Annotated in this window: 20 protein-coding genes and 1 riboswitch; of the genes, 10 read left to right on the top strand and 10 right to left on the bottom strand. The window is 67.1% G+C overall.

The features are described 5' to 3' along the window. The first annotated feature begins 50 nt into the window (after positions 1-50). The 3 genes from ectB to thpD all read left to right on the top strand — a co-directional run bounded on the left by ectB (position 51) and on the right by thpD (position 2,748). The gene (ectB, locus tag BAY61_RS28540; RefSeq protein WP_091803213.1) at positions 51-1,304 is read left to right on the top strand and encodes a diaminobutyrate--2-oxoglutarate transaminase; all 1,254 of its coding nucleotides are present in this window, start codon (positions 51-53) and stop codon (positions 1,302-1,304) included. Positions 1,305-1,345: 41 nt separating this feature from the next. Further along, positions 1,346-1,753 (top strand): ectoine synthase, encoded by a 408-nt coding sequence (locus tag BAY61_RS28535; protein ID WP_091803215.1) that lies wholly within the window; start codon positions 1,346-1,348, stop codon positions 1,751-1,753. A 92-nt stretch (positions 1,754-1,845) separates the two neighbouring features. Next, on the top strand, positions 1,846-2,748 hold the full coding sequence (thpD, locus tag BAY61_RS28530; protein ID WP_091803218.1) for an ectoine hydroxylase: 903 nt from the start codon (positions 1,846-1,848) through the stop codon (positions 2,746-2,748). Positions 2,749-3,198: 450 nt separating this feature from the next. Here the strand turns inward: thpD and BAY61_RS28525 are convergent, their stop codons facing one another. The 7 genes from BAY61_RS28525 to BAY61_RS28495 all read right to left on the bottom strand — a co-directional run bounded on the left by BAY61_RS28525 (position 3,199) and on the right by BAY61_RS28495 (position 9,013). Then, entirely contained in the window at positions 3,199-4,086 is an 888-nt protein-coding gene (locus BAY61_RS28525) for a hypothetical protein (RefSeq protein WP_091803899.1), read from the bottom strand. Next, entirely contained in the window at positions 4,080-4,571 is a 492-nt protein-coding gene (locus tag BAY61_RS28520; RefSeq protein WP_091803221.1) for a DUF6932 family protein, read from the bottom strand. The genes BAY61_RS28525 and BAY61_RS28520 overlap by 7 nt, the downstream gene beginning before the upstream one ends. 59 nt (positions 4,572-4,630) lie before the next feature. Next, positions 4,631-5,212 (bottom strand): hypothetical protein, encoded by a 582-nt coding sequence (locus BAY61_RS28515; protein WP_091803224.1) that lies wholly within the window; start codon positions 5,210-5,212, stop codon positions 4,631-4,633. Between the two features lie 12 nt (positions 5,213-5,224). Then, positions 5,225-5,908 carry an OmpA family protein gene (locus BAY61_RS28510; RefSeq protein ID WP_091803226.1) on the bottom strand — a complete coding sequence of 228 codons (684 nt, stop codon included), beginning with the start codon at positions 5,906-5,908 and terminating at the stop codon, positions 5,225-5,227. A gap of 46 nt (positions 5,909-5,954) precedes the next feature. After that, on the bottom strand, positions 5,955-6,761 hold the full coding sequence (locus BAY61_RS28505; protein WP_091803229.1) for an SGNH/GDSL hydrolase family protein: 807 nt from the start codon (positions 6,759-6,761) through the stop codon (positions 5,955-5,957). A gap of 294 nt (positions 6,762-7,055) precedes the next feature. Next, positions 7,056-8,000, bottom strand: a complete 945-nt coding sequence (locus tag BAY61_RS28500) for an N-acetylglucosamine kinase (RefSeq protein WP_091803233.1) — start codon at positions 7,998-8,000, stop codon at positions 7,056-7,058. Next, entirely contained in the window at positions 7,997-9,013 is a 1,017-nt protein-coding gene (locus BAY61_RS28495) for an SIS domain-containing protein (RefSeq protein WP_091803236.1), read from the bottom strand. The genes BAY61_RS28500 and BAY61_RS28495 overlap by 4 nt, the downstream gene beginning before the upstream one ends. Before the next feature lie 141 nt (positions 9,014-9,154). On the opposite strand from BAY61_RS28495, the gene BAY61_RS28490 reads away from it, so the two are divergent. The 3 genes from BAY61_RS28490 (at position 9,155) to BAY61_RS28480 (ending at position 12,452) form a co-directional block, all read left to right on the top strand. After that, positions 9,155-9,913 (top strand): GntR family transcriptional regulator, encoded by a 759-nt coding sequence (locus BAY61_RS28490; RefSeq protein WP_091803239.1) that lies wholly within the window; start codon positions 9,155-9,157, stop codon positions 9,911-9,913. 64 nt (positions 9,914-9,977) lie between these two features. After that, positions 9,978-11,432 (top strand): MFS transporter, encoded by a 1,455-nt coding sequence (locus BAY61_RS28485; protein ID WP_091803902.1) that lies wholly within the window; start codon positions 9,978-9,980, stop codon positions 11,430-11,432. A 123-nt stretch (positions 11,433-11,555) separates the two neighbouring features. Next, a complete protein-coding gene (locus BAY61_RS28480) occupies positions 11,556-12,452 on the top strand; it encodes a hypothetical protein (RefSeq protein ID WP_091803242.1) in 897 nt (298 codons plus the stop codon). On the opposite strand, the gene thiE is transcribed toward BAY61_RS28480, so the two are convergent. Beyond that, positions 12,430-13,113 (bottom strand): thiamine phosphate synthase, encoded by a 684-nt coding sequence (gene thiE, locus BAY61_RS28475; protein ID WP_091803243.1) that lies wholly within the window; start codon positions 13,111-13,113, stop codon positions 12,430-12,432. The two genes, BAY61_RS28480 and thiE, sit on opposite strands and share 23 nt — an antisense overlap. Before the next feature lie 32 nt (positions 13,114-13,145). Next, positions 13,146-13,251, top strand: a riboswitch (TPP riboswitch). Here thiE and thiO point away from each other — a divergent pair. From thiO to BAY61_RS28455, 4 genes are all read left to right on the top strand, one after another. Then, a complete protein-coding gene (gene thiO, locus BAY61_RS28470; RefSeq protein WP_091803246.1) occupies positions 13,245-14,375 on the top strand; it encodes a glycine oxidase ThiO in 1,131 nt (376 codons plus the stop codon). (Overlaps the previous riboswitch by 7 nt.) Next, complete coding sequence (gene thiS / locus BAY61_RS28465) at positions 14,375-14,575, top strand: sulfur carrier protein ThiS (protein WP_091803248.1); 201 nt, start codon at positions 14,375-14,377, stop codon at positions 14,573-14,575. The genes thiO and thiS overlap by 1 nt, the downstream gene beginning before the upstream one ends. A 2-nt stretch (positions 14,576-14,577) precedes the next feature. Continuing rightward, on the top strand, positions 14,578-15,363 hold the full coding sequence (gene thiG, locus BAY61_RS28460; RefSeq protein WP_091803251.1) for a thiazole synthase: 786 nt from the start codon (positions 14,578-14,580) through the stop codon (positions 15,361-15,363). Between the two features lie 81 nt (positions 15,364-15,444). Beyond that, positions 15,445-15,873, top strand: a complete 429-nt coding sequence (locus BAY61_RS28455; protein ID WP_091803253.1) for a MarR family winged helix-turn-helix transcriptional regulator — start codon at positions 15,445-15,447, stop codon at positions 15,871-15,873. Positions 15,874-15,934: 61 nt separating this feature from the next. Here BAY61_RS28455 and BAY61_RS28450 read toward each other — a convergent pair whose 3' ends face one another. Both BAY61_RS28450 and thiD read right to left on the bottom strand, forming a co-directional pair. After that, positions 15,935-16,756: an ion transporter gene (locus BAY61_RS28450; RefSeq protein ID WP_420848783.1), complete on the bottom strand. Its 822-nt coding sequence runs from the start codon at positions 16,754-16,756 to the stop codon at positions 15,935-15,937. Position 16,757: 1 nt separating this feature from the next. Next, positions 16,758-17,582 carry a bifunctional hydroxymethylpyrimidine kinase/phosphomethylpyrimidine kinase gene (gene thiD, locus BAY61_RS28445; RefSeq protein ID WP_091803905.1) on the bottom strand — a complete coding sequence of 275 codons (825 nt, stop codon included), beginning with the start codon at positions 17,580-17,582 and terminating at the stop codon, positions 16,758-16,760. Between the last annotated feature and the right edge of the window lie 60 nt (positions 17,583-17,642).

The following is a 17,642-nucleotide window of genomic DNA, read 5'->3' as shown; positions in this document are numbered from 1 at the left end:
TCCAACGCGATGAGCGACAATTCGCCCTATAAAGCAGGAGACGGAGCAAGGTGAGCATCTTCGAAACGCTCGAATCGGAAGTGCGGAGCTACAGCCGAGGCTGGCCCGTGGTGTTCGATCGAGCGCAAGGCAGTTGGCTCTACTCGGAAGACGGTAAAGGTTACCTTGACTTCTTCGCCGGTGCCGGTGCGCTCAACTATGGCCACAACAATCCGGTGCTGAAAAAGGCGCTGATCGATTACATTTCCCGTGACGGCGTCACTCACGCGCTCGACATGTACACCGTCGCGAAGCGCGATTTCCTCGAAGCGCTCAGCGAGACGATTCTCAAGCCGCGCTCCATGGAATACAAGGTCATTTTCCCTGGCCCCGGTGGCGCGAACGCGGTCGAGGCGGCGCTCAAGCTCGCTCGCAAGGTGACCGGCAGGGAGTCGGTCATCAACTTCACCAACGCGTTCCACGGCATGACCCTCGGCGCGCTCTCGGTGACCGGGAACTCGATGAAGCGGGGCGGCGCCGGTATTCCGCTCGTGCACGCGACCCCGATGCCGTACGACCGCTACTTCGACGGCGCCTACCCCGACTTCCTGTACTTCGAGCGATTGCTTGAGGACTCGGGAAGCGGTCTGAACGAGCCTGCCGCGGTCATCGTGGAGACCGTTCAGGGTGAGGGCGGCATCAACGCGGCGAGGCTGGAGTGGTTGCAGGGCCTTTCCGAGCTGTGCAAGCGGCACGGCATCCTGCTCATTCTCGACGACGTCCAGATGGGCTGTGGGAGGACGGGGCCGTTCTTCAGCTTCGAGGAAGCCGGCATCGAGCCGGACATGATCTGCCTTTCGAAGTCGATCAGTGGCTATGGCCTTCCGATGGCGATCACGCTGATCAAGCCCGAGCTCGACGTGTGGTCGCCCGGCGAGCACAACGGCACCTTCCGCGGGATCAGCCCCGCGTTCGTGACCGCCGCGGAAGCGCTGCGTACCTACTGGAGCGACGACGCGCTGGAGAAGTCGACGAAGGCCAAGGGCGAGCGCGTCGGGAGCGTCTTCAAGGAGCTCGTCGAGACGTATCCCTCCGCAGAGCTGGTCGCCAAGGGCAGGGGACTGGCGAGGGGACTGGAGTTCACCAGCGGCGAGGTCGCGGGCAAGGTGTGTGCGGCTGCTTTCGATCGTGGCCTGTTGATGGAGACGTCGGGACCCGACGGAGAGGTCGTCAAGCTGCTTCCCTCGCTGACGACGACGGAAGCCGAAGTCGATCAAGGACTGGAGATCATCTCCGAATCGGTCAAGGCCGTACTCTCCCACTGAGTCCATTCGCAACACACACAAAAGCAGAAGGGAAACCAGCTTTGATCGTCCGCAGTCTCGACGAGATCACCGACACGGAAGCCGACATCAAGACGCCCAACTGGCGCAGTAAGCGAATCATTCTCGCCAAAGAGCGGGTCGGCTTCTCGGTGCACGAGACCACGCTGTACGCGGGTACCGTCAACGACTTTTGGTACGCCAACCACATCGAGGCGGTTTTCATCGTCGAAGGTGAAGGCGAGATCATCGACAAGGCGACCGGTGAGACGCACGAGCTCAAGCCCGGTTCGCTGTATCTGCTGAACAACCACGACAAGCACCAGGTTCGCCCGCGAACCGACATGCGGACCGTGTGTGTGTTCAACCCGCCGGTCACCGGACGCGAGGTTCACGACGAGAACGGGGTATACCCCTTGGTCGTCGAGGACGAAGAGCCCGCGGCTTCGTGAATTGAACGGGGCCGGGCACGCCAGCCCGGCCCCGTTTTCCCACAGGAAGGGATACGACAAACAAAAGAGTGGCTCGTAGGAGGCGAGTAAAAGTGACTCTCACAGAGAGCCGGATTGAGGACAGCTATCCGACCCGTGTCGCCGGTGAAGCGATGCTTCTCGACAGGGCGGAACCGACGGTGTGGGGCGGTGAGCAGGACGGCCCGTTCGACGCGGCCGAACTGGCGGCGCACGAGACCAAGGGGTACTCGATCATCGAAGGACTGCTGTCCCCCGCCGAAATTCAGGGGTATTGGCAGGAGCTCGTACGGCTCTCGTCGGATGAGGAACTCAAAACCGACGAGCGCGTGATCACCGAGCGAGCATCGGGCAGTGTCCGGTCCGTCTTCGAAGTACACAAGATCAGCGAGTTGATCGGCGAGCTTGCGCGCGATCCTCGCATCCTGGACAGGGCGAGCCAGGTCCTCGGCTCGGATGTCTACCTCCACCAGAGCAGGGTCAACTACATGCCCGGCTTCAAAGGTGCGGGTTTCTACTGGCACTCCGACTTCGAGACGTGGCATGCCGAAGACGGGATGCCCCGCCCGAGAGCCGTGAGCTGCTCGATCGCCTTGACCGACAACTACGCGTTCAACGGCGGCCTGATGGTCATGCCGGGTTCGCAGCGCACGTTCGTGCAGTGCGTCGGCGAGACTCCGGACAACCACTACAAGGCTTCGCTGAGGGAGCAGAAGCTCGGGGTGCCGAGCGAGAACGACATCACGAAGCTCGCCGCCGAGTGCGGGATCGAACAGTTCACCGGACCTGCGGGGTCCGCGCTGTTCTTCGATTCCAACATCATGCACGGGTCGGGCAGCAACATCACGCCCTACCCGAGGTCGAACATCTTCCTCGTGTTCAACAGCGTCGAGAACGCCCTGGTCGAGCCGTTCGCGGCGGCTGAGCCCCGGCCCGCCTTCATCGGAGCCCGGGACTTCACCCCGCTGAAGCGCTGACCCCCGCGTAGGGACTGTTTCGGAAGTGGTTTGGGTGGCGGTGCGGGTGGCGGAACCTGAGGTGGCTCCTCGCTGCGGGATCGTCTCCGCATGTATTCCGACCACGTCGTCGCTGTCCTCGCGAGGATCCACCTCAGAACCCGCTGCGGAGAGGGTTGCTTGCCCGCTCCAAGCGGCTCCGCCACTTAAGAAAACGCACACTAAGTGATCAGTCGCCGGCTGTGTGGGGGTGGTTGTAGCGGCCCTCACACAGCCTGCTACTGTGTGCGCCACCTCATTGACGTTACGGATGAGGTAGTCGTGACCAGCGTGGCGCGGGTTGCTCCTTCGCTCGGGGTGGGCTCTAACACCACGTTGGTCAGGACGAACGGCTGAACCGAGTACGGCCCCGCGCCATCAGATCGGGACTGATGGCACGGGGCCGTACTCGTCTGGGCTTGCCTTGGAAGCTCAGTCGTCCTGGTCGAAGAGGCTCGTCTCGGAGTGGATCTCCAGCAGCTCGTACACCGGCCTCCCCCTCCTGCCGTCGATGGTCGTGGTGCGGACGACCCGCAGGCGTGCCGTGACCGGACGGTCGAGGTTCAGCTTGATCTCGTCGAGCAGGTCGGGAGCGACCGCGCCCTGGATGGTGCTGCCGGTGTCGCGCTCAAGGTAGAAGATCCTGCGCCGCGTGCGGACACCGTCGAGCCTTCCGGTGACCGTCTCGTATCCGACGTCTTCCCTCGACTCTCGCAGGCTGCCCTGCAAAACCCTGGCCTGCTCCGTCGTCATGCTGCGGGTGAGCTCGTCGCCGGCTGTCGGCATGAGGGACAGCCCGATGCCGGAGTTCTTGCTGACCGCGTTGACGATGTCGCTGACGGCGTTGCGGACGGTGTCCCGCTGCAAGAGCACGGCGTCGAGCGCACCGTCGTCGGAGCCGTTGGCCGGAAGGAAGTCGCACAGCTCCTTCACCGCGCGTTCGGAGAGGGTTTCGATGCCGTCCGAGATGAGCGCGTCCGGCGCGGAGGTCTCAGGAAACCCGAAGAACATCGCGTTTCCGGCCTGGCCCCGCTGGATCAGCGGTGCCTTCTCCCTGTCGGCGGGCTGCACGTAGGTGATCTCGCCGTGCGGGTTGCGCACGATGTGGCCGATCTTCGCGGTCGCGTCCTGCAACGCCCTGCTGATGTCGGAGAACGTGTACGCGTCGAGCTGGGTCGAGCCGAGCATCGACACCCGCAGCAGCGGGGAGCGGGACGTGCGCTCGAACTTCGCGTGCGCTGCCATCGCCGAGGCGCGAGCGAGATCGTCGAGCCAGGTCCCTCCCGGAATGCCTTCCGAAAGTTGCCGGAAACTCACCAGGTCACCTCCGCGAAGCCTTTGCGTATCCCGGGTGCGGCTCCTCGCGACCACGCGTCGGCCCACACCTCCTCGTCGCCCGGATGGCACAGGAAGCCGTCGAGCAGACCGCCGACTGGCTGCACTTGTTCCAGATACATCGCGGGTTGTTCCGCGATGACGCCGCGCAGGGTGAGCATCCCGTAGAGCGCCGCGCGCGCGGGACCGTCGAGTCGCTTGAGCGTGCCCCATTCGTCGGGCAGCAAGACGACGTCGACGTCGGAGGGGACATCCGGGGTGCGATCGGTGAGCGGGCCGCTGACCCAAGCCCTTCCCGATGGGATGAGCCGGGTGACGACGCCGAGGTAACCGCTCAGGGCGCTGAACAGAATCTCGCGCTCGTTGCGGTGTGGTGCGTCCCAGACAAACCGTTCGTACAGGTCGGAGAGATCAGCGGGGTGTCGACCCTGTGGAAGGACATTGTCCGAGGTCCAGTGCGGGAGCGGCATCCAGAGCTTTCCTTACCTAACCTGCCTTGACCTGGTCAGGCGAACTTATCAGCCGTGCCTCAGCCACCGTGGTGCGGCTGCCGCTCCCTCTCGTCCTGCTCATCGGGCCACTCGTTGCGGGTATGCCACTCCCGTCGGGTCGGCAACGTGCCGGCGAGGTGGCCGAGGTCTGGTGGTGGAGCTTCCTCTTCGTCCTCACCCGCGTCGACGGCATCGAGCGGAACGGCCGTCGAGGTGTGTCCCTCCGGCCGTGGGGCACGGCCGTTGACTTCCTCGTATGCCTCGTCGGCGTCCTCCCCGAAATCCCCGTAGTCCCCGAAATCCCCATAGTCGGGGTAGTCGTCGTAATCGTCGTGTTCGGGTTCCTCAGCTTCGTACCAGTGCCGGGTGTCCTGATTGGACGGTGTGGTGGGGATGAACTGGGTTTCCTCACCCGGTGTCGGGGGCACCAGCGGGGGCGGCACGATCATCGTGGTCTCGTTCGCGGCCGTCGGGTTCCTCTCCCAGTGCCGCTCGTGCTTGCCTTCCGGCGTGGCCGCGCTCGTCCGCCTGCCGCCGCGCAGTACCAGCGCGGTCAGACCGGCGCCGAGCACGAACGCGATCAGCAGCCAGAGCCAGATCTGCCCGAACAACCACCACATCTCGCTACCCCCTCACCGGACCGTGATTTCAGCGCGCCGGTCTTTCGCCGGGTCGCCGTTCTCGCCCCGCGACGGCGCGTCGCCCTTGCCGACCGTGGTGACCCTTTCGCGGCTGATTCCCGCGTCGACGAGCTTTCGCGCGACGGTGTCCGCCCTCGCCGAGGAAAGGCGCGCCGACTCACGTGGGTCGCCGCCCGCGACCTTCGCCGCGTACCCGGCCACTTCGTAGCCGTAGGTCTTGGCCTCGTCTCCTGCCGAGCGGATTGTGTCGAGGACGGTGGCAAGTGCCTGCTCGCCCTTTCCCGTCAGCACGGCCGTGTTCGGCCGGAAGGTGATCGGGGCGTCCGCCAGTTCCTCGTCGATCGCGGTATTGAGGTCGGCGGCGCCCGTGTCGGTGGAACCGTCGTCGCTCGGTTCCGCTCCCTGTGCCTGTCGCACGGCGCGGACCCCGTCGACCGCTCCGACGACGTCGGCGGCCCGCGCTTGTTGCTCTGCCGCGACGCCGTGCAGCGTGGCGTCCCTGCCGTCGAAGGTGACGTCGGCCCGCAGCCCCTCGGAGCCGAGCGCCGTCCTCGCCTTTTCCGTGAGGTCGGCTTGGATCCCGCCCGAGCTCGACCAGGTGCCGAGCAGGGCGAGCACGCCCGTCACCAGCAGTGCGAGCGGAACCAGCCAGAGCAGGCGGCGGTTACCCGGCATGCACCGACTGTAAAGGCGCCGGCCATGGCGCGCGAAAGATGAGGACCTAGTTGTCGGCCCGTTCCACCAGGTCAGCGGTACTCGGTCGGTCGAGAAGAGGGGTCAGCCTCGGCCGTTTCGGCGCCAGTCCGTCTCCCATCGACTCGCCGCGAAGGTGCCTGCGAATCCAGGGAAGCAGGTGCATCCTCGTCCATTCGAGGTCGGAACGGCGCAGGGTGAGCCAGTTCGCGTGATCAGGGGACTCCGGCCACGGCTCGCGCCAGTCGAACTCGGTGGGAACGCCGAGCACCTCGGCCGTGCGCAGCGCGATCCGCCTGTGCCCCTCCGGGGTGAAATGCAGCCGGTCGTCGCTCCACGCGCGGACGTCGTGCAGCGCGTCCATCGCCCACAGGTCCACGACCCGCGCGCCGTGCCGCTCCGCGATCGCCCAGAGGTGGGCGTTGTAGATGCCGACTTTGCCCCGCAGGATGCTCATCACCGACATGCTCTTGGTGTCGGGCCCGGTGAAGATGACCACCTCGATGCCTTTCGACCTGAGCGCGGCGACGCCTTCCTCGAAGGCAGCCGCCGTCGCGTCGACGTCGGCACCGGGAACGATGATGTCGTTGCCGCCCGCGCACACCGTCACGAGGTCGGGCCTGATGTCCAGCGCGATGGGCAGCTGCTCGGACATGATCTCGGCGAGCATCTTGCCGCGAAGCGCGAGGTTGGCATAGCGGAACTCGGAGCGTCCGTTCGCGAGGATCCCCGCGAGCCGGTCGGCCCACCCCTTGAAGCTGCCGTCAGGCAACTCGTCATTGAGACCCTCGGTGAAGCTGTCGCCGATCGCAACGAAGCTGTTGAATTCGGACACGAGGTCTCTCCCTCCGCGAGCGCCCTGTGAAATCCGCGTCTAGACGATCAACAACCGAGAATGCCCCCGCAATCCCGACCTACGCCACCGTCGGTTGATCGGACGTCATAGTTTTCTCCTTCAAGGGGCGTATTCGCAGCTGGTTTTCCCGATCCGTGGGGTTGCTGTGGCGTAACTCGCAGCGCGAAGAGGCGACAACCGCACTTTTCCGGCATCGGTGTCAGACAAGGAAGCCCAGGTCAACCGGCTGTCTGTCCACTGTGGTCTGTCATCGGCCGGTGTCCGGCATCGTTTTCAGTCTGTGACCCCACGCGACGGCCGCGTCGCGGCGTGCTCGCCGAAAGCGTCGATCATCGCGAGTCTCACCGCGCCGCCGACCCCGTCTGAACTGGCGAGTACTCGCAGGTCGGAGAGGTCGGCACGGACCAGTTCACCGACCGGGCTCTCGTTGCCGAGCACACTGCCGACAAGAACGACCGGCGTCGTCTCGCCGGGTTCGCGGGCCGCGAGCGCGGCTTCCACGAGCTGAGCCGCCGCTCGCTCGACGATGTCTCTGGCGACGGGATCGGCGGCCGCGGCGTCGCTGACCAGCGGCGCGAACCGGGAAAGGCGAACGGGAAGATCGGCGTTGGCCGCGGTGATCAGCAGGTGAGCCGCCCTTGTCTCGTCGGGCGGCACGCCTGCCTCGGCGAGGACGGCCGTGGCCAGCTTGCCGAGCGGGAGGTCACCGTGCAGCGCGTCGAGGGTCCGCCGGACGGCTTCCCTGCCGATCCAGAACCCCGAGCCCTCGTCGCCGAGTAGCCAGCCATAGCCGCCGACGACAGAGGCCATCCGCCTTCCCCTGATCCGGCCCGCTATGGAGCCGGTGCCCGCGATCAGCACGGTGCCGTCGGGTTCCTCGGTGGCTGAGGCGAAGGCGGCCTCGGCGTCGGAGACGAACCGGGGTTTCCCCTTGAGGCCGAGTGGGCGCAGTGCCGTCTCGAAGATCGTGGCGACAGCCGGATCGGTGAGCTTGCTCGTGCCGGCCATGCCGATCACGCACGCGCGAAGCAGCGAGGGGTCGAGCCCGCGCATCGCGTCGGCGATGACAGCGGCGACGGCCGCGGCGGCCTGCTCGGCGGGTACCGAGTTCGGGTTGCTCCCTCCGCCGAGACCGGAACCGAGGCGGGTGCCGTCCTCGGCGAGAGCGACGGCTCGTGAGGCGGTGCCTCCCGCGTCGACGCCGATCGCGAAGTTCATCGGGTTTTGGTCACCTTTCGCAGGCCACGAGGGTTGTCGGGGTCGAAGCCCCTCGCCAGCGCGAGCGAAAGGGCGAGCCGCTGTACCGGCAGTATCTCCAGTATGGGCGCCACCTCCTCTGCCGTTCGCGGCAGTTCGATGCGGACGGCGGCCCTCATCGCGGAGGCGGCCGAGCCGACGGCGAGTACGTCGGCGCCTCTCGCCGCGACCGCGTCGAGCGGATCGCGCATCGCGGTTCCGCCATTGCCTTCGCTGGTGATCGCGAGTACCGCGGTGTCCTCGTCGACGGCGGCGACCGGTCCGTGCAATAGGTCGGCACCACTGTAGGCGCGAGTGGCGAGATAGCTCGTCTCGGCGAGTTTCAACGCGGCCTCCAATGCCGTCGCATAGGAGTAGCCCCTGCCGGTGGTGATGACGCGGTCGGCGAACCGGTACCGGTCGACGGCACGGGCGACTTCGGCTTCCGTCGAGTCGAGGGAGTGTTGTGCGAGTCGGCCGATGTCGGCGACCTCGGTTCCGATGCCTCCTCGGACGGCGTCGACGAACAGGTAGAGCGCGAGCAACGTCGCCGAATACGTCTTCGTGGCGGCGACCGCGTGCTCCTCGCCTGCCTTGACGGGGACGGCCAGTTCCGCCGCGCGCGTGAGCGGCGAGTCAGGGGTGTTGCTGACCGCGACGGTCAGCGCGCCCCGCTCGCGGGCGGCCTCGGTGACTTCGAGCAGGTCGGGGGAGCCGCCGCTCTGGCTGACCGAGACGAGCAGTACGTCCCTGAGGTCTGGCCGTGCTCCGTAGAGTGTGGTCGTTGAAGGAGAAACCAAACCGGCCGGTAACCCCAGCAGTACCTCGATCAGGTACTTGGCGTACAGGGCCGCGTGGTCGCTGGAACCCCTCGCCGCCAGCAGGGCGAAGCGAGGTGGCCGCCGCGCGACGGCCTCGGCCACGGCGGCGATCTCGGCCCGGGTCTCGACCAGTTCGGCGAGTATCCGGGGTTGCTCGCCGATCTCAGCCGTCATATTCCGGCCCGCCTTGCCCTCTATCACAGTGGTCCCTCTCGTCATCCGACAAGGTCTAGACCAATAGTAACCAGGTTCAATGCATTTCGTGCAGGGTAGCTTTGCAGGTGGAGTATGAGGCGTTCAGTGAAGGAGTCGGTCATGTTGCAGGCGGTTTCGGGCGGTGGGTCGGGTTCGGCACCCGGCACGCGTGGCCAGCGTGAACCGAAGTACTGGGCGCTCAAACAGCATCTGCTCGACCTGCTCGAAGCGTTGCCTGCCGGGTCGCCCATCCCCACGGAGCGGGCGCTCGCGGGAGAATTCAACGTATCGCGCACGACAGTTCGTCAAGCACTTGCGGACCTGACCGCCGAGGGCAGGCTGCACAGGGTGCAGGGCAAGGGCACCTTCGCGGCGGAACCGAAGCTCGCCCAGCGGCTCCAGCTCTCGTCCTACACGGAGGACATGCGAGCGCAGGGCAGGGAGCCGTCCTCGCGCCTGCTGGAGATCGACGAGATCCACGCCGAGGCCGAACTGCCCAAGCTGCTCGGCATCCGCACCGGCGCCAAGGTGCTGCGGTTGCGCAGGTTGCGGCTCGCCGACGGGGAGCCGATGGCGCTGGAGACGACGCACTTGCCTTCGGCAAGGTTCCGTGGCCTTCGCAAGCACCTCACCGAGGGCGCTTCGCTCTACGCGGCGCTGCGGGAGCGGTATGGCGTCGAACTGGAAAGGGCAGAGGAGACCATCGAGACCTCGCTGGCCGGTCCGCAGGAGGCCGAACTGCTCGGCGCCGACGTCGGAATGCCGGTGCTGCTGCTCTCCCGGCACTCGTTCGGTTCGGACGGCAAGCCCGTCGAGTTCGTCAGGTCCATCTACAGGGGCGACCGATACAAGTTCGTCACGACCCTCACCAGACCGTGAACCCGAGGTGCCCGCGACGCGGTTCGCGGGCACCCTCACGGGAGGGCGGCCTCTGGAGGCGGTGATGGCAGATCCGGTGACACCGGTGGACAACGCCGGCATCAGGTGGGGAAGCGCCACGGCGCGCGGCGTGCTGGCCACGACCATCCTCGGCTCCGGAATGGCCATGCTCGACGGCTCGGTCGTCAACGTCGCGCTGCCGAGGATCGGTGACGAGCTGGGGGCCTCGGTCGCCGGTCTCCAGTGGATCCTCGACGGATATCTGCTCTCGCTCGCCTCGCTGATCCTCATCGCCGGTGCCCTCGGCGACCGCTACGGCAGGTTGCGGGTTTTTCAGATCGGGGTCGTCTGGTTCGCCATCGCCTCGTTGTTGTGCGGTTTGGCTCCGACCACCGAGCTGCTCGTCGCGGCGCGAGTACTACAGGGCATCGGGGGAGCTTTGCTGACGCCGGGCTCGCTCGCGATATTGCAAGCGACCTTCGCCAAAGAGGACAGGGCGAGGGCGATCGGGGCGTGGTCGGGACTCGGCGGGCTCGCTGCGGCCATCGGTCCGCTGCTCGGCGGCGTGCTGGTGCAGGTGTGGTCGTGGCGGCTCGCGTTCTTCATCAACCTCCCGCTCGCGGTCGTCTGCATCGTGCTGGCGCGGCGCTACGTTCCCGAGTCCTGTGATCAGCTCCGCCGGCACGACCGACCGAGTGTGTTGTCCTCGGCACTGTGCGCGATCGGCCTTGCCGGGGTCACGGCCGCGCTCGTCGAGGCGAAGCCGAGGGGATTCGACGATCCGCTCGTCGTGGTGTCCGGGGTGGCCGGTGTTCTCGGGCTCGTCGCGTTCGTGGTGCTCCAGCTCCGTTCGCGACGGCCGCTGATCCCGCCCTCCATCTTCGCCGACCGTACATTCGCGCTCGCGAACGGACTGACGCTCGTCGTCTACGCGGCGCTCGGTGGCGTGCTGATGCTCATGGTGCTCCAACTTCAGGGATCGCTCGGCTACTCGCCGATGCTCGCAGGCGCGGCGAGCCTGCCCATCACGTTCCTGATGCTCGTGCTCTCCGGCCGGTCCGGCGCGCTCGCGCAGCGCATCGGGCCGCGCACCCAGCTCATCGTGGGGCCGTTGCTGCTCGCGGCCGGGGTACTGCTGCTGCGCAGGGTGGTTCCCGGTGCTTCCTATGTCGGCACGGTGCTGCCTGCCGTCGTCGTGTTCGGCCTTGGGCTCGCGACGGTCGTCGCCCCGGTCACGGCGACCGTTCTCGCCGCCGCTCCAGACCACCTCGCCGGTGTCGCCTCAGGTGTGAACAACGCGATCGCGCGGACGGGCAATCTGCTCGCGGTGGCGTTGTTGCCCGCGATCGCGGGGCTCAGCGGAGCCGCCTACTCCGATCCGGTTGCATTGACGGCGGGTTGGCGCGACGCCATGTGGGTATGCGCTGGACTACTGGTCGTCGGAGCCGTTCTCGCGTTCGGAATTCGCGGTAACGTGCTTTCGGATGCCCAGCCCCGTCAAGAACATGTGAAATTCTGAAAGTCCACTGTAGACAGATGAGATAGGCGTGTCCGCGCTCACTTCAGGCAACGCCGGGAGTGTTTGCGGCGATGAACTCGTTGAGTAGGGCAGTGGGGAGCGCAATCGCGAGCGATCGGAATCATGACTGACGAGAAATCGAAAGAAGCGAAAGAGGAAACGGAAAAAACCGGCCTCAGACCTGCGCAGGTCGCGGCGGCGGCGCTTGCCGCTGTCACGGCGGCTTTTCTCGGTTCGTCGCTCGGCGTGTACGGAACAGTACTCGGCGCGGGCTTGATCAGCGTGCTGACAACGGTCGGCAGCGAGTTCTATCTTCGTTCGTTCACCGGAACGAAAGAGGCGACCAAGAAGGCGAAGGCCGCCGCGAGCGCGGCGATCACCGACGGCAAGGGCTGGACGGTCAAACTCGCCCAGCCGGGGCCCGGGGCCAAGCAAGGGCACAGGGCGGGCGGGATCGATCAGCCGACAACCCGGTTCCCCGTACCGGCGAGCCCGCACGGTGATCCCGACGCACCGACGGTGTATCTGCCCAAGCCGGGCGGGAACGACACCGATGACGACGAGAGCGGCAGGAGGAAGGCGTTCAACGCCGCGTGGTGGAAGCGACGCTGGCCGCTCATCGTGGGTACCAGCGCGGTCGCCTTCGTCATCGGCATGGCCGTCATCACCGGCGTCGAGGGAATCACGGGCAAGTCCGTTTCCGGAGGACAGGGCAGCACGGTCGGCCAGCTCGTCGGCAAGGGCTCTGGAACGACGGGCGGTGACGAGCACCGGGAAGAGAGCCCCGACCAGCAGCAGACGCCGACCCAGCAGGCGCCGGCCACGACGAGCGAGTCTCCGGAAAGCCCCGCGCCGACCAGCGAGTCGCAGCAACCCGGTGAGTCGAGCTCGACGGAGCAGACCCCGACGAGGGAGAGCCCTTCCAGCCAGTCCGAGGCCCCCGAGTCTCCGCCTGCCGACATCGAGGACGGGTCGGGAACGGGCGGCGGCGCCGAGGTCACACCGAACGCGGTGCCGTGAGTGCCGAACGAAGCGCCGAGGCGGCCTCGGCTGGATCGCTCGCCTCGGTGATGGCCCTGACCACGACGACCCGGGAGGCGCTTGCCTCGCGAACCTGAGGCAGGCGGTCGAGATCGATACCGCCGATGGCGAACCACGGCAGGGCGGTCGGTACCTCGGTACCGACCGCCCTCACCAGTTCGAGGCCAGGCGCGGACCGGCCCGGTTTCGTGGGAGTCGGCCAGCACGGGCCGACGCAGAAGTAGTCGACGCCCTCCTCTTTCGCCGCTGCCAGCGCCTGGTCGAGCGAGTGGGTCGAGCGGCCGATCACCGGCCCGTCCCCGAGCAGCTCGCGGGCGACCGGAACGGGGAGGTCGTCCTGGCCGAGGTGGAGCACGTCGGCTCCGACGGCGTAGGCGATGTCCGACCTGTCGTTGACGGACAGCAGCGCACCGTGCTTCTCGCAGGCCGCCGCGAGCACCTCAAGCGCGGCGATTTCCTCCTTCGCCTCAAGTGGTTCGCCACCGCTCTTGTCGCGAAGCTGGATGATGTCGACGCCGCCTCGCAGTGCGGCGTCGGCGAATTCGGCGAGATCACCACGTGAGCGCCTCGCGTCCGTGCACAGGTAGAGGCGGGCGTTCGAGAGACGTTTCCGGATCTGATCACCGCTGAGGCCAGGCATGGCGTCACCGTAGTACGTCCCTGTACCGTGGGGGGCGTCCGCACGGGAGCCCTGGCGACGGGCTGAGAGGGAGCTGCCGCTCCGACCGTGGAACCTGATCCGGATCATGCCGGCGCAGGGAGCGTGATCTCATGAAAGGAAATCCCGGACTGGCGGTCGTCGGCGCCGGTGTCATCGGGCTTGCCATCGCATGGAAGGCCAGCGCCGCCGGTTGCCGCGTCACCGTGTTCGACCCCGCGCCCGCACGGGGGGCCTCCTGGGTCGCCGGCGGCATGCTCGCGCCGGTGACCGAGGCGTGGCCGGGTGACGAGCCCGTACTCGAACTCGGCGAGGAATCGCTGCGCCGCTGGCCCGCCTTCGCCGCCGACCTCGCTCGCGAGGGATTCGATCCTGGGCTCTCGCTGAATGGCACCGTCGTCGCCGCGTTCGACCATGCCGATGCCGAACAACTCGGAACACTCGCCGAGTACCTGCGTGAGCTGGGCAGAGAGGCGACGTTCGTCAGCGGGAGGGCGCTGCGGCGCGAGGAACCAGGGCTTTCCGCCTCGGTGAGGGCCGGGCTGCTCGTGCCGGGTGACCTCGCCGTCGACAACCGCAAGCTGCTCGGCGCGCTCATCGACGCGACCCGCGCCAACGGGGGCACCTTCGTCACCGAACCCGTTTCGGAACTGACGTCGTCTCGCGTACGTGCCGCCGGAGGTGAACGTGCTTTCGACGCGGTCGTCCTCGCGGCCGGTGCGTGGAGCGGTGGACTGTCGGCCGCGCTCGCGGGCAGGGTGCGCCCGCTGAAGGGGGAAATCCTCCGGATGCGGACCAGAAGAGGCGCGCTGCCACCGCCCTCACGCACCGTGCGCGCCTTCGTCGAGGGACGGCCGGTGTACCTCGTGCCCCGCGCCGGAGGTGAGCTGGTGCTCGGCGCCACCCAGTACGAGGCGGGCTTCGACACCGCCGTCACCGCGCGTGGAGTGCGGGAGTTGCTGGAAGGAGCGGAACGGATCTTTCCAGGCATCGCGGAGTACGAACTCGTCGAGACCGCTGCCGCGCCACGTGCGGCGAGCGCCGACAACCTGCCCTACCTCGGTGAACTCACCGACGGCGTCTTCGCGGCGACGGGACACCACCGCAACGGTCTGCTGCTCGCACCGGTGACCGCCGACGCCGTGCTTGCCTGGCTCGGCGGTGAATCACCGCCGAAGGGGACCGCCGCCGCCGATCCACTGCGCGGGAGCGCAACCGACACAACGCACAGGGAGAAGGTGTGATGCGCGTTCACGTGAACGGAGACCTTCGGGAGTTCCGTGACGGAAGTACCGTCGCGGAACTGCTCACCGAACTCGGCACCACAAGGCAGGGCGTCGCCGTCGCGCTCGAAGGTGAGGTGGTCCAGCGAGGCCGCTGGACCGAGATCGTCGTCGCCGACGGCGCGCGCCTCGAAATCCTCACCGCCGTACAGGGAGGGTAGAGATGACCACCGAATCGACCGCGCCCGCGAGCACGGCTGACCCGTTGCGCATCGGTACCTACGAGCTCGATTCCCGGCTGATCATCGGAACGGGAGGCGCGAGCAACCTGAGCGTGCTCGAACGCGCGCTCGTGGCCTCCGGAACGGAGCTCACCACCGTCGCCATGCGCAGGGCCGATGTGGACGGTGGTACCGGTGTGCTGGATCTGTTGCGCACACTCGGGATCCGGCTGCTGCCGAACACGGCAGGTTGCCGAAGCGCGGCCGAGGCCGTGCTGACCGCGAAACTCGCGAGGGAAGCGCTGGGAACCGACCTGATCAAGCTCGAAGTCCACGCCGACGACCGCACGCTGCTCCCCGAGCCGTCCGAGACCCTTGACGCCGCTGAACAACTCGTCGCCGACGGCTTCACCGTGCTCGCTTACACGGGCGACGATCCGGTGATCGCGTTGCGGTTGGAGGAGGCGGGCTGTGCGGCCGTGATGCCGCTCGGTGCACCCATCGGCACCGGGCTCGGTATTCGCAATCCGCACAACATCGAGCTGATCGTCGCGAGGGCAGGGGTTCCGATCGTGCTCGACGCGGGAATCGGCACCGCGTCCGACGCGGCGCTGGCCATGGAGCTGGGCTGTTCGGCCGTGCTGCTCTCCACGGCGGTCACGAGGGCGCAGGATCCGGAACGGATGGCCCGCGCCATGCGGCTTGCCGTCGAATCGGGGCGGCTCGCGCGGGAGGCGGGGCGGGTTCCTCGCCGGTTCTGGGCGCAGGCTTCCAGCCCGCCACGCTGAGCCGGGTTCCGGCACGTGCGAGCACCCCGCAACGTAGGGTGATCCGCAATTCAGGCCGTGCGGGTACCGAAGGAGCTCTAGGTGACCACGTCGTCGCAGGATGTCCCCGGCAGGTTGTTCCTGGCGATCGGTAGGCTCTCGCGGTCACTGCGTCAGGCAGGCTCGCCAGGGCCGGGGCACGGTTCGATCTCCGCGCTGGCGACGCTCGCCGCCTACGGGCAGCTCCGGCTCGGCGATCTCGCGGCGAAGGAAGGCGTAGCCGCGGCGACCATGTCGAGGATCGTCTCGTCACTCGTCGAGGCGGGATACGTGAGCAGGGAATCCGATCCAGCCGACCGGAGGGCATGGCTCGCCACGGTGACTCCCGAGGGGCAACGGATGCTCTCCGGTGTTCGCTCGACGCGCATCCACGAACTGAACGTCCGCATCGACCGGCTCGCCCCAGAACATCGAGCCGCCCTCGTCGCCGCCCTCCCCGCCCTCGAAGCCCTCCTCACCGACGACGACTGAGTTCGTTGGTGGCGGCTTGCTTCGGTGCCGGGTGACGGCCCACTTGAAGCGGCTACGCCGCTTAGGTCGGGTCCGGTTGGCGTTGTCTTAGTTCCGCTACTTCCGCGCGCAATGCCCTCAGCTCACCGAGGATTTCGGTGTTGACGGCGAGCTGTTCGGCGGCTTGCCGCTCCTCCTCCGCCTTCATCTCGTCGCGCAACTGGTCCTCCATCGCGCTCACGATGACCGCGATGAACAGGTTGAGCACGGCGAAGCTGGAAACGAGGATGTAGACGACGAAGAAGATCCAGGCGAGCGGCGCTTCCTCCATGATCGCCTTGGCGATGTCAGGCCATGCCTCACCGGTCATCACCTGGAACAACGTGAACAGCGACGTGCCGAGACCGCCGAAGTCGTCGGGCGCGATGCCGCCGAAGAGCTTCGTCGCCATGACCCCGGCGACGAAGATGACGAGTCCGAGCAGCGCCGCGATAGACGCCATCCCCGGAACGGCGGCGAGCAGGCCCGCGACGACCTTGCGCATCGAGGGGACGAGCGAGACCAGCCGAAGCACCCGCAGGATCCGCAGCGCCCTCAGCACCGCGAACGGTCCCGTCGCCGGAATGAGCGCGATGCTGACGACGACCGTGTCGAACACGTTCCACGGATCGCGGAAGAAGTCCTTGCCGTACACGTAGAACTTCGCGAGCAGTTCCAGCACGAAGATCGTCAGCGCGATGTAGTCGAGCGTGTGCAGTAAGCCACCGATGTCGGCGAGCAGCCCGCGAGACGTCTCAAGGGCAAGCGTCACCGCGTTGAAGATGATGACGGCGATGATGAAGTTCTGGAAGCGCCGGTCTTCGATCAGTTGCCGTAGCCGCTCGCGAAAAGTCACGCGGCGCATCCTATTCCGGTGCGAGTCTCCAGAAGGCCGAAACCGGGCCGACCTTCGCGCCCATCGGGTAGGAGTGCCGGACAGCGTTGCTGACAAACCACTTTCCGAGCTTCGCGGCGTCCTCGACGGTCATGCCGCGGGCGAGACCGGCCGTGAGCGCGGCGGCCATGGCGTCACCCGCGCCGTGGGTGTGCGGCGTGGAGAACCGGGGGCCTGGCAGTTCGGTGAACGTCTCGCCGTCGTAGAGAACGTCGACGCATTCCGGGTCCTCGACCAAATGCCCGCTTTTGACCAGCACATACCGAGGCCCCAGCGCGTGCAGCGCTACCGCCGCGTCCCGCATCCGGTCGCGGTCGGTGACCGTGATGCCGGTGAGCAACCGGACCTCGTCCAGATTCGGTGTGACGATCGTCGCCCTCGGCAGCAACTCGTCGTGCAGCGCCGCGAGCCCGGCCTCGTCGAACAGCGGATGCCCGTGCATCGACGCGGCGACGGGGTCGACGACGAAGGGCACGTCAGCGTCCTTGCCGATCCTCGCCTTGTCGCAGGCGCCGGCGACGGCCTTGATGATCTCGCCGGAGGCGAGCATGCCCGTCTTGACCGCCTGTACGCCCATGTCGGCGGCAACGGCCTCGATTTGTGCCGCGACGATCCCAGCCGGGATGTCGGTCCTGTCGTGGACCCCGAGCGTGTTCTGCACGGTGACCGCGGTGACCGCGACGAGCCCGTGGACGCCGCACGTCAGGAACGTCCGCAGGTCGGCCTGTAGCCCTGCCGCGCCGCCGGAGTCGGATCCGGCGATGGTCAGCGCGGCGGGCGGTTGGGCTTGGCTCATGTGATCCAGTGTCGCTCGCGTGGTGCTGACGGAGCCAGCCGGTGCCCCTTTTCCGGATCC

Origin of the sequence: Prauserella marina, assembly GCF_002240355.1 — a bacterium.
Taxonomy (GTDB): domain Bacteria; phylum Actinomycetota; class Actinomycetes; order Mycobacteriales; family Pseudonocardiaceae; genus Prauserella_A; species Prauserella_A marina.
The sequence above is the reverse complement of the archived record's forward strand: the minus strand, read 5'-3'. Positions and strand labels throughout refer to the sequence as shown.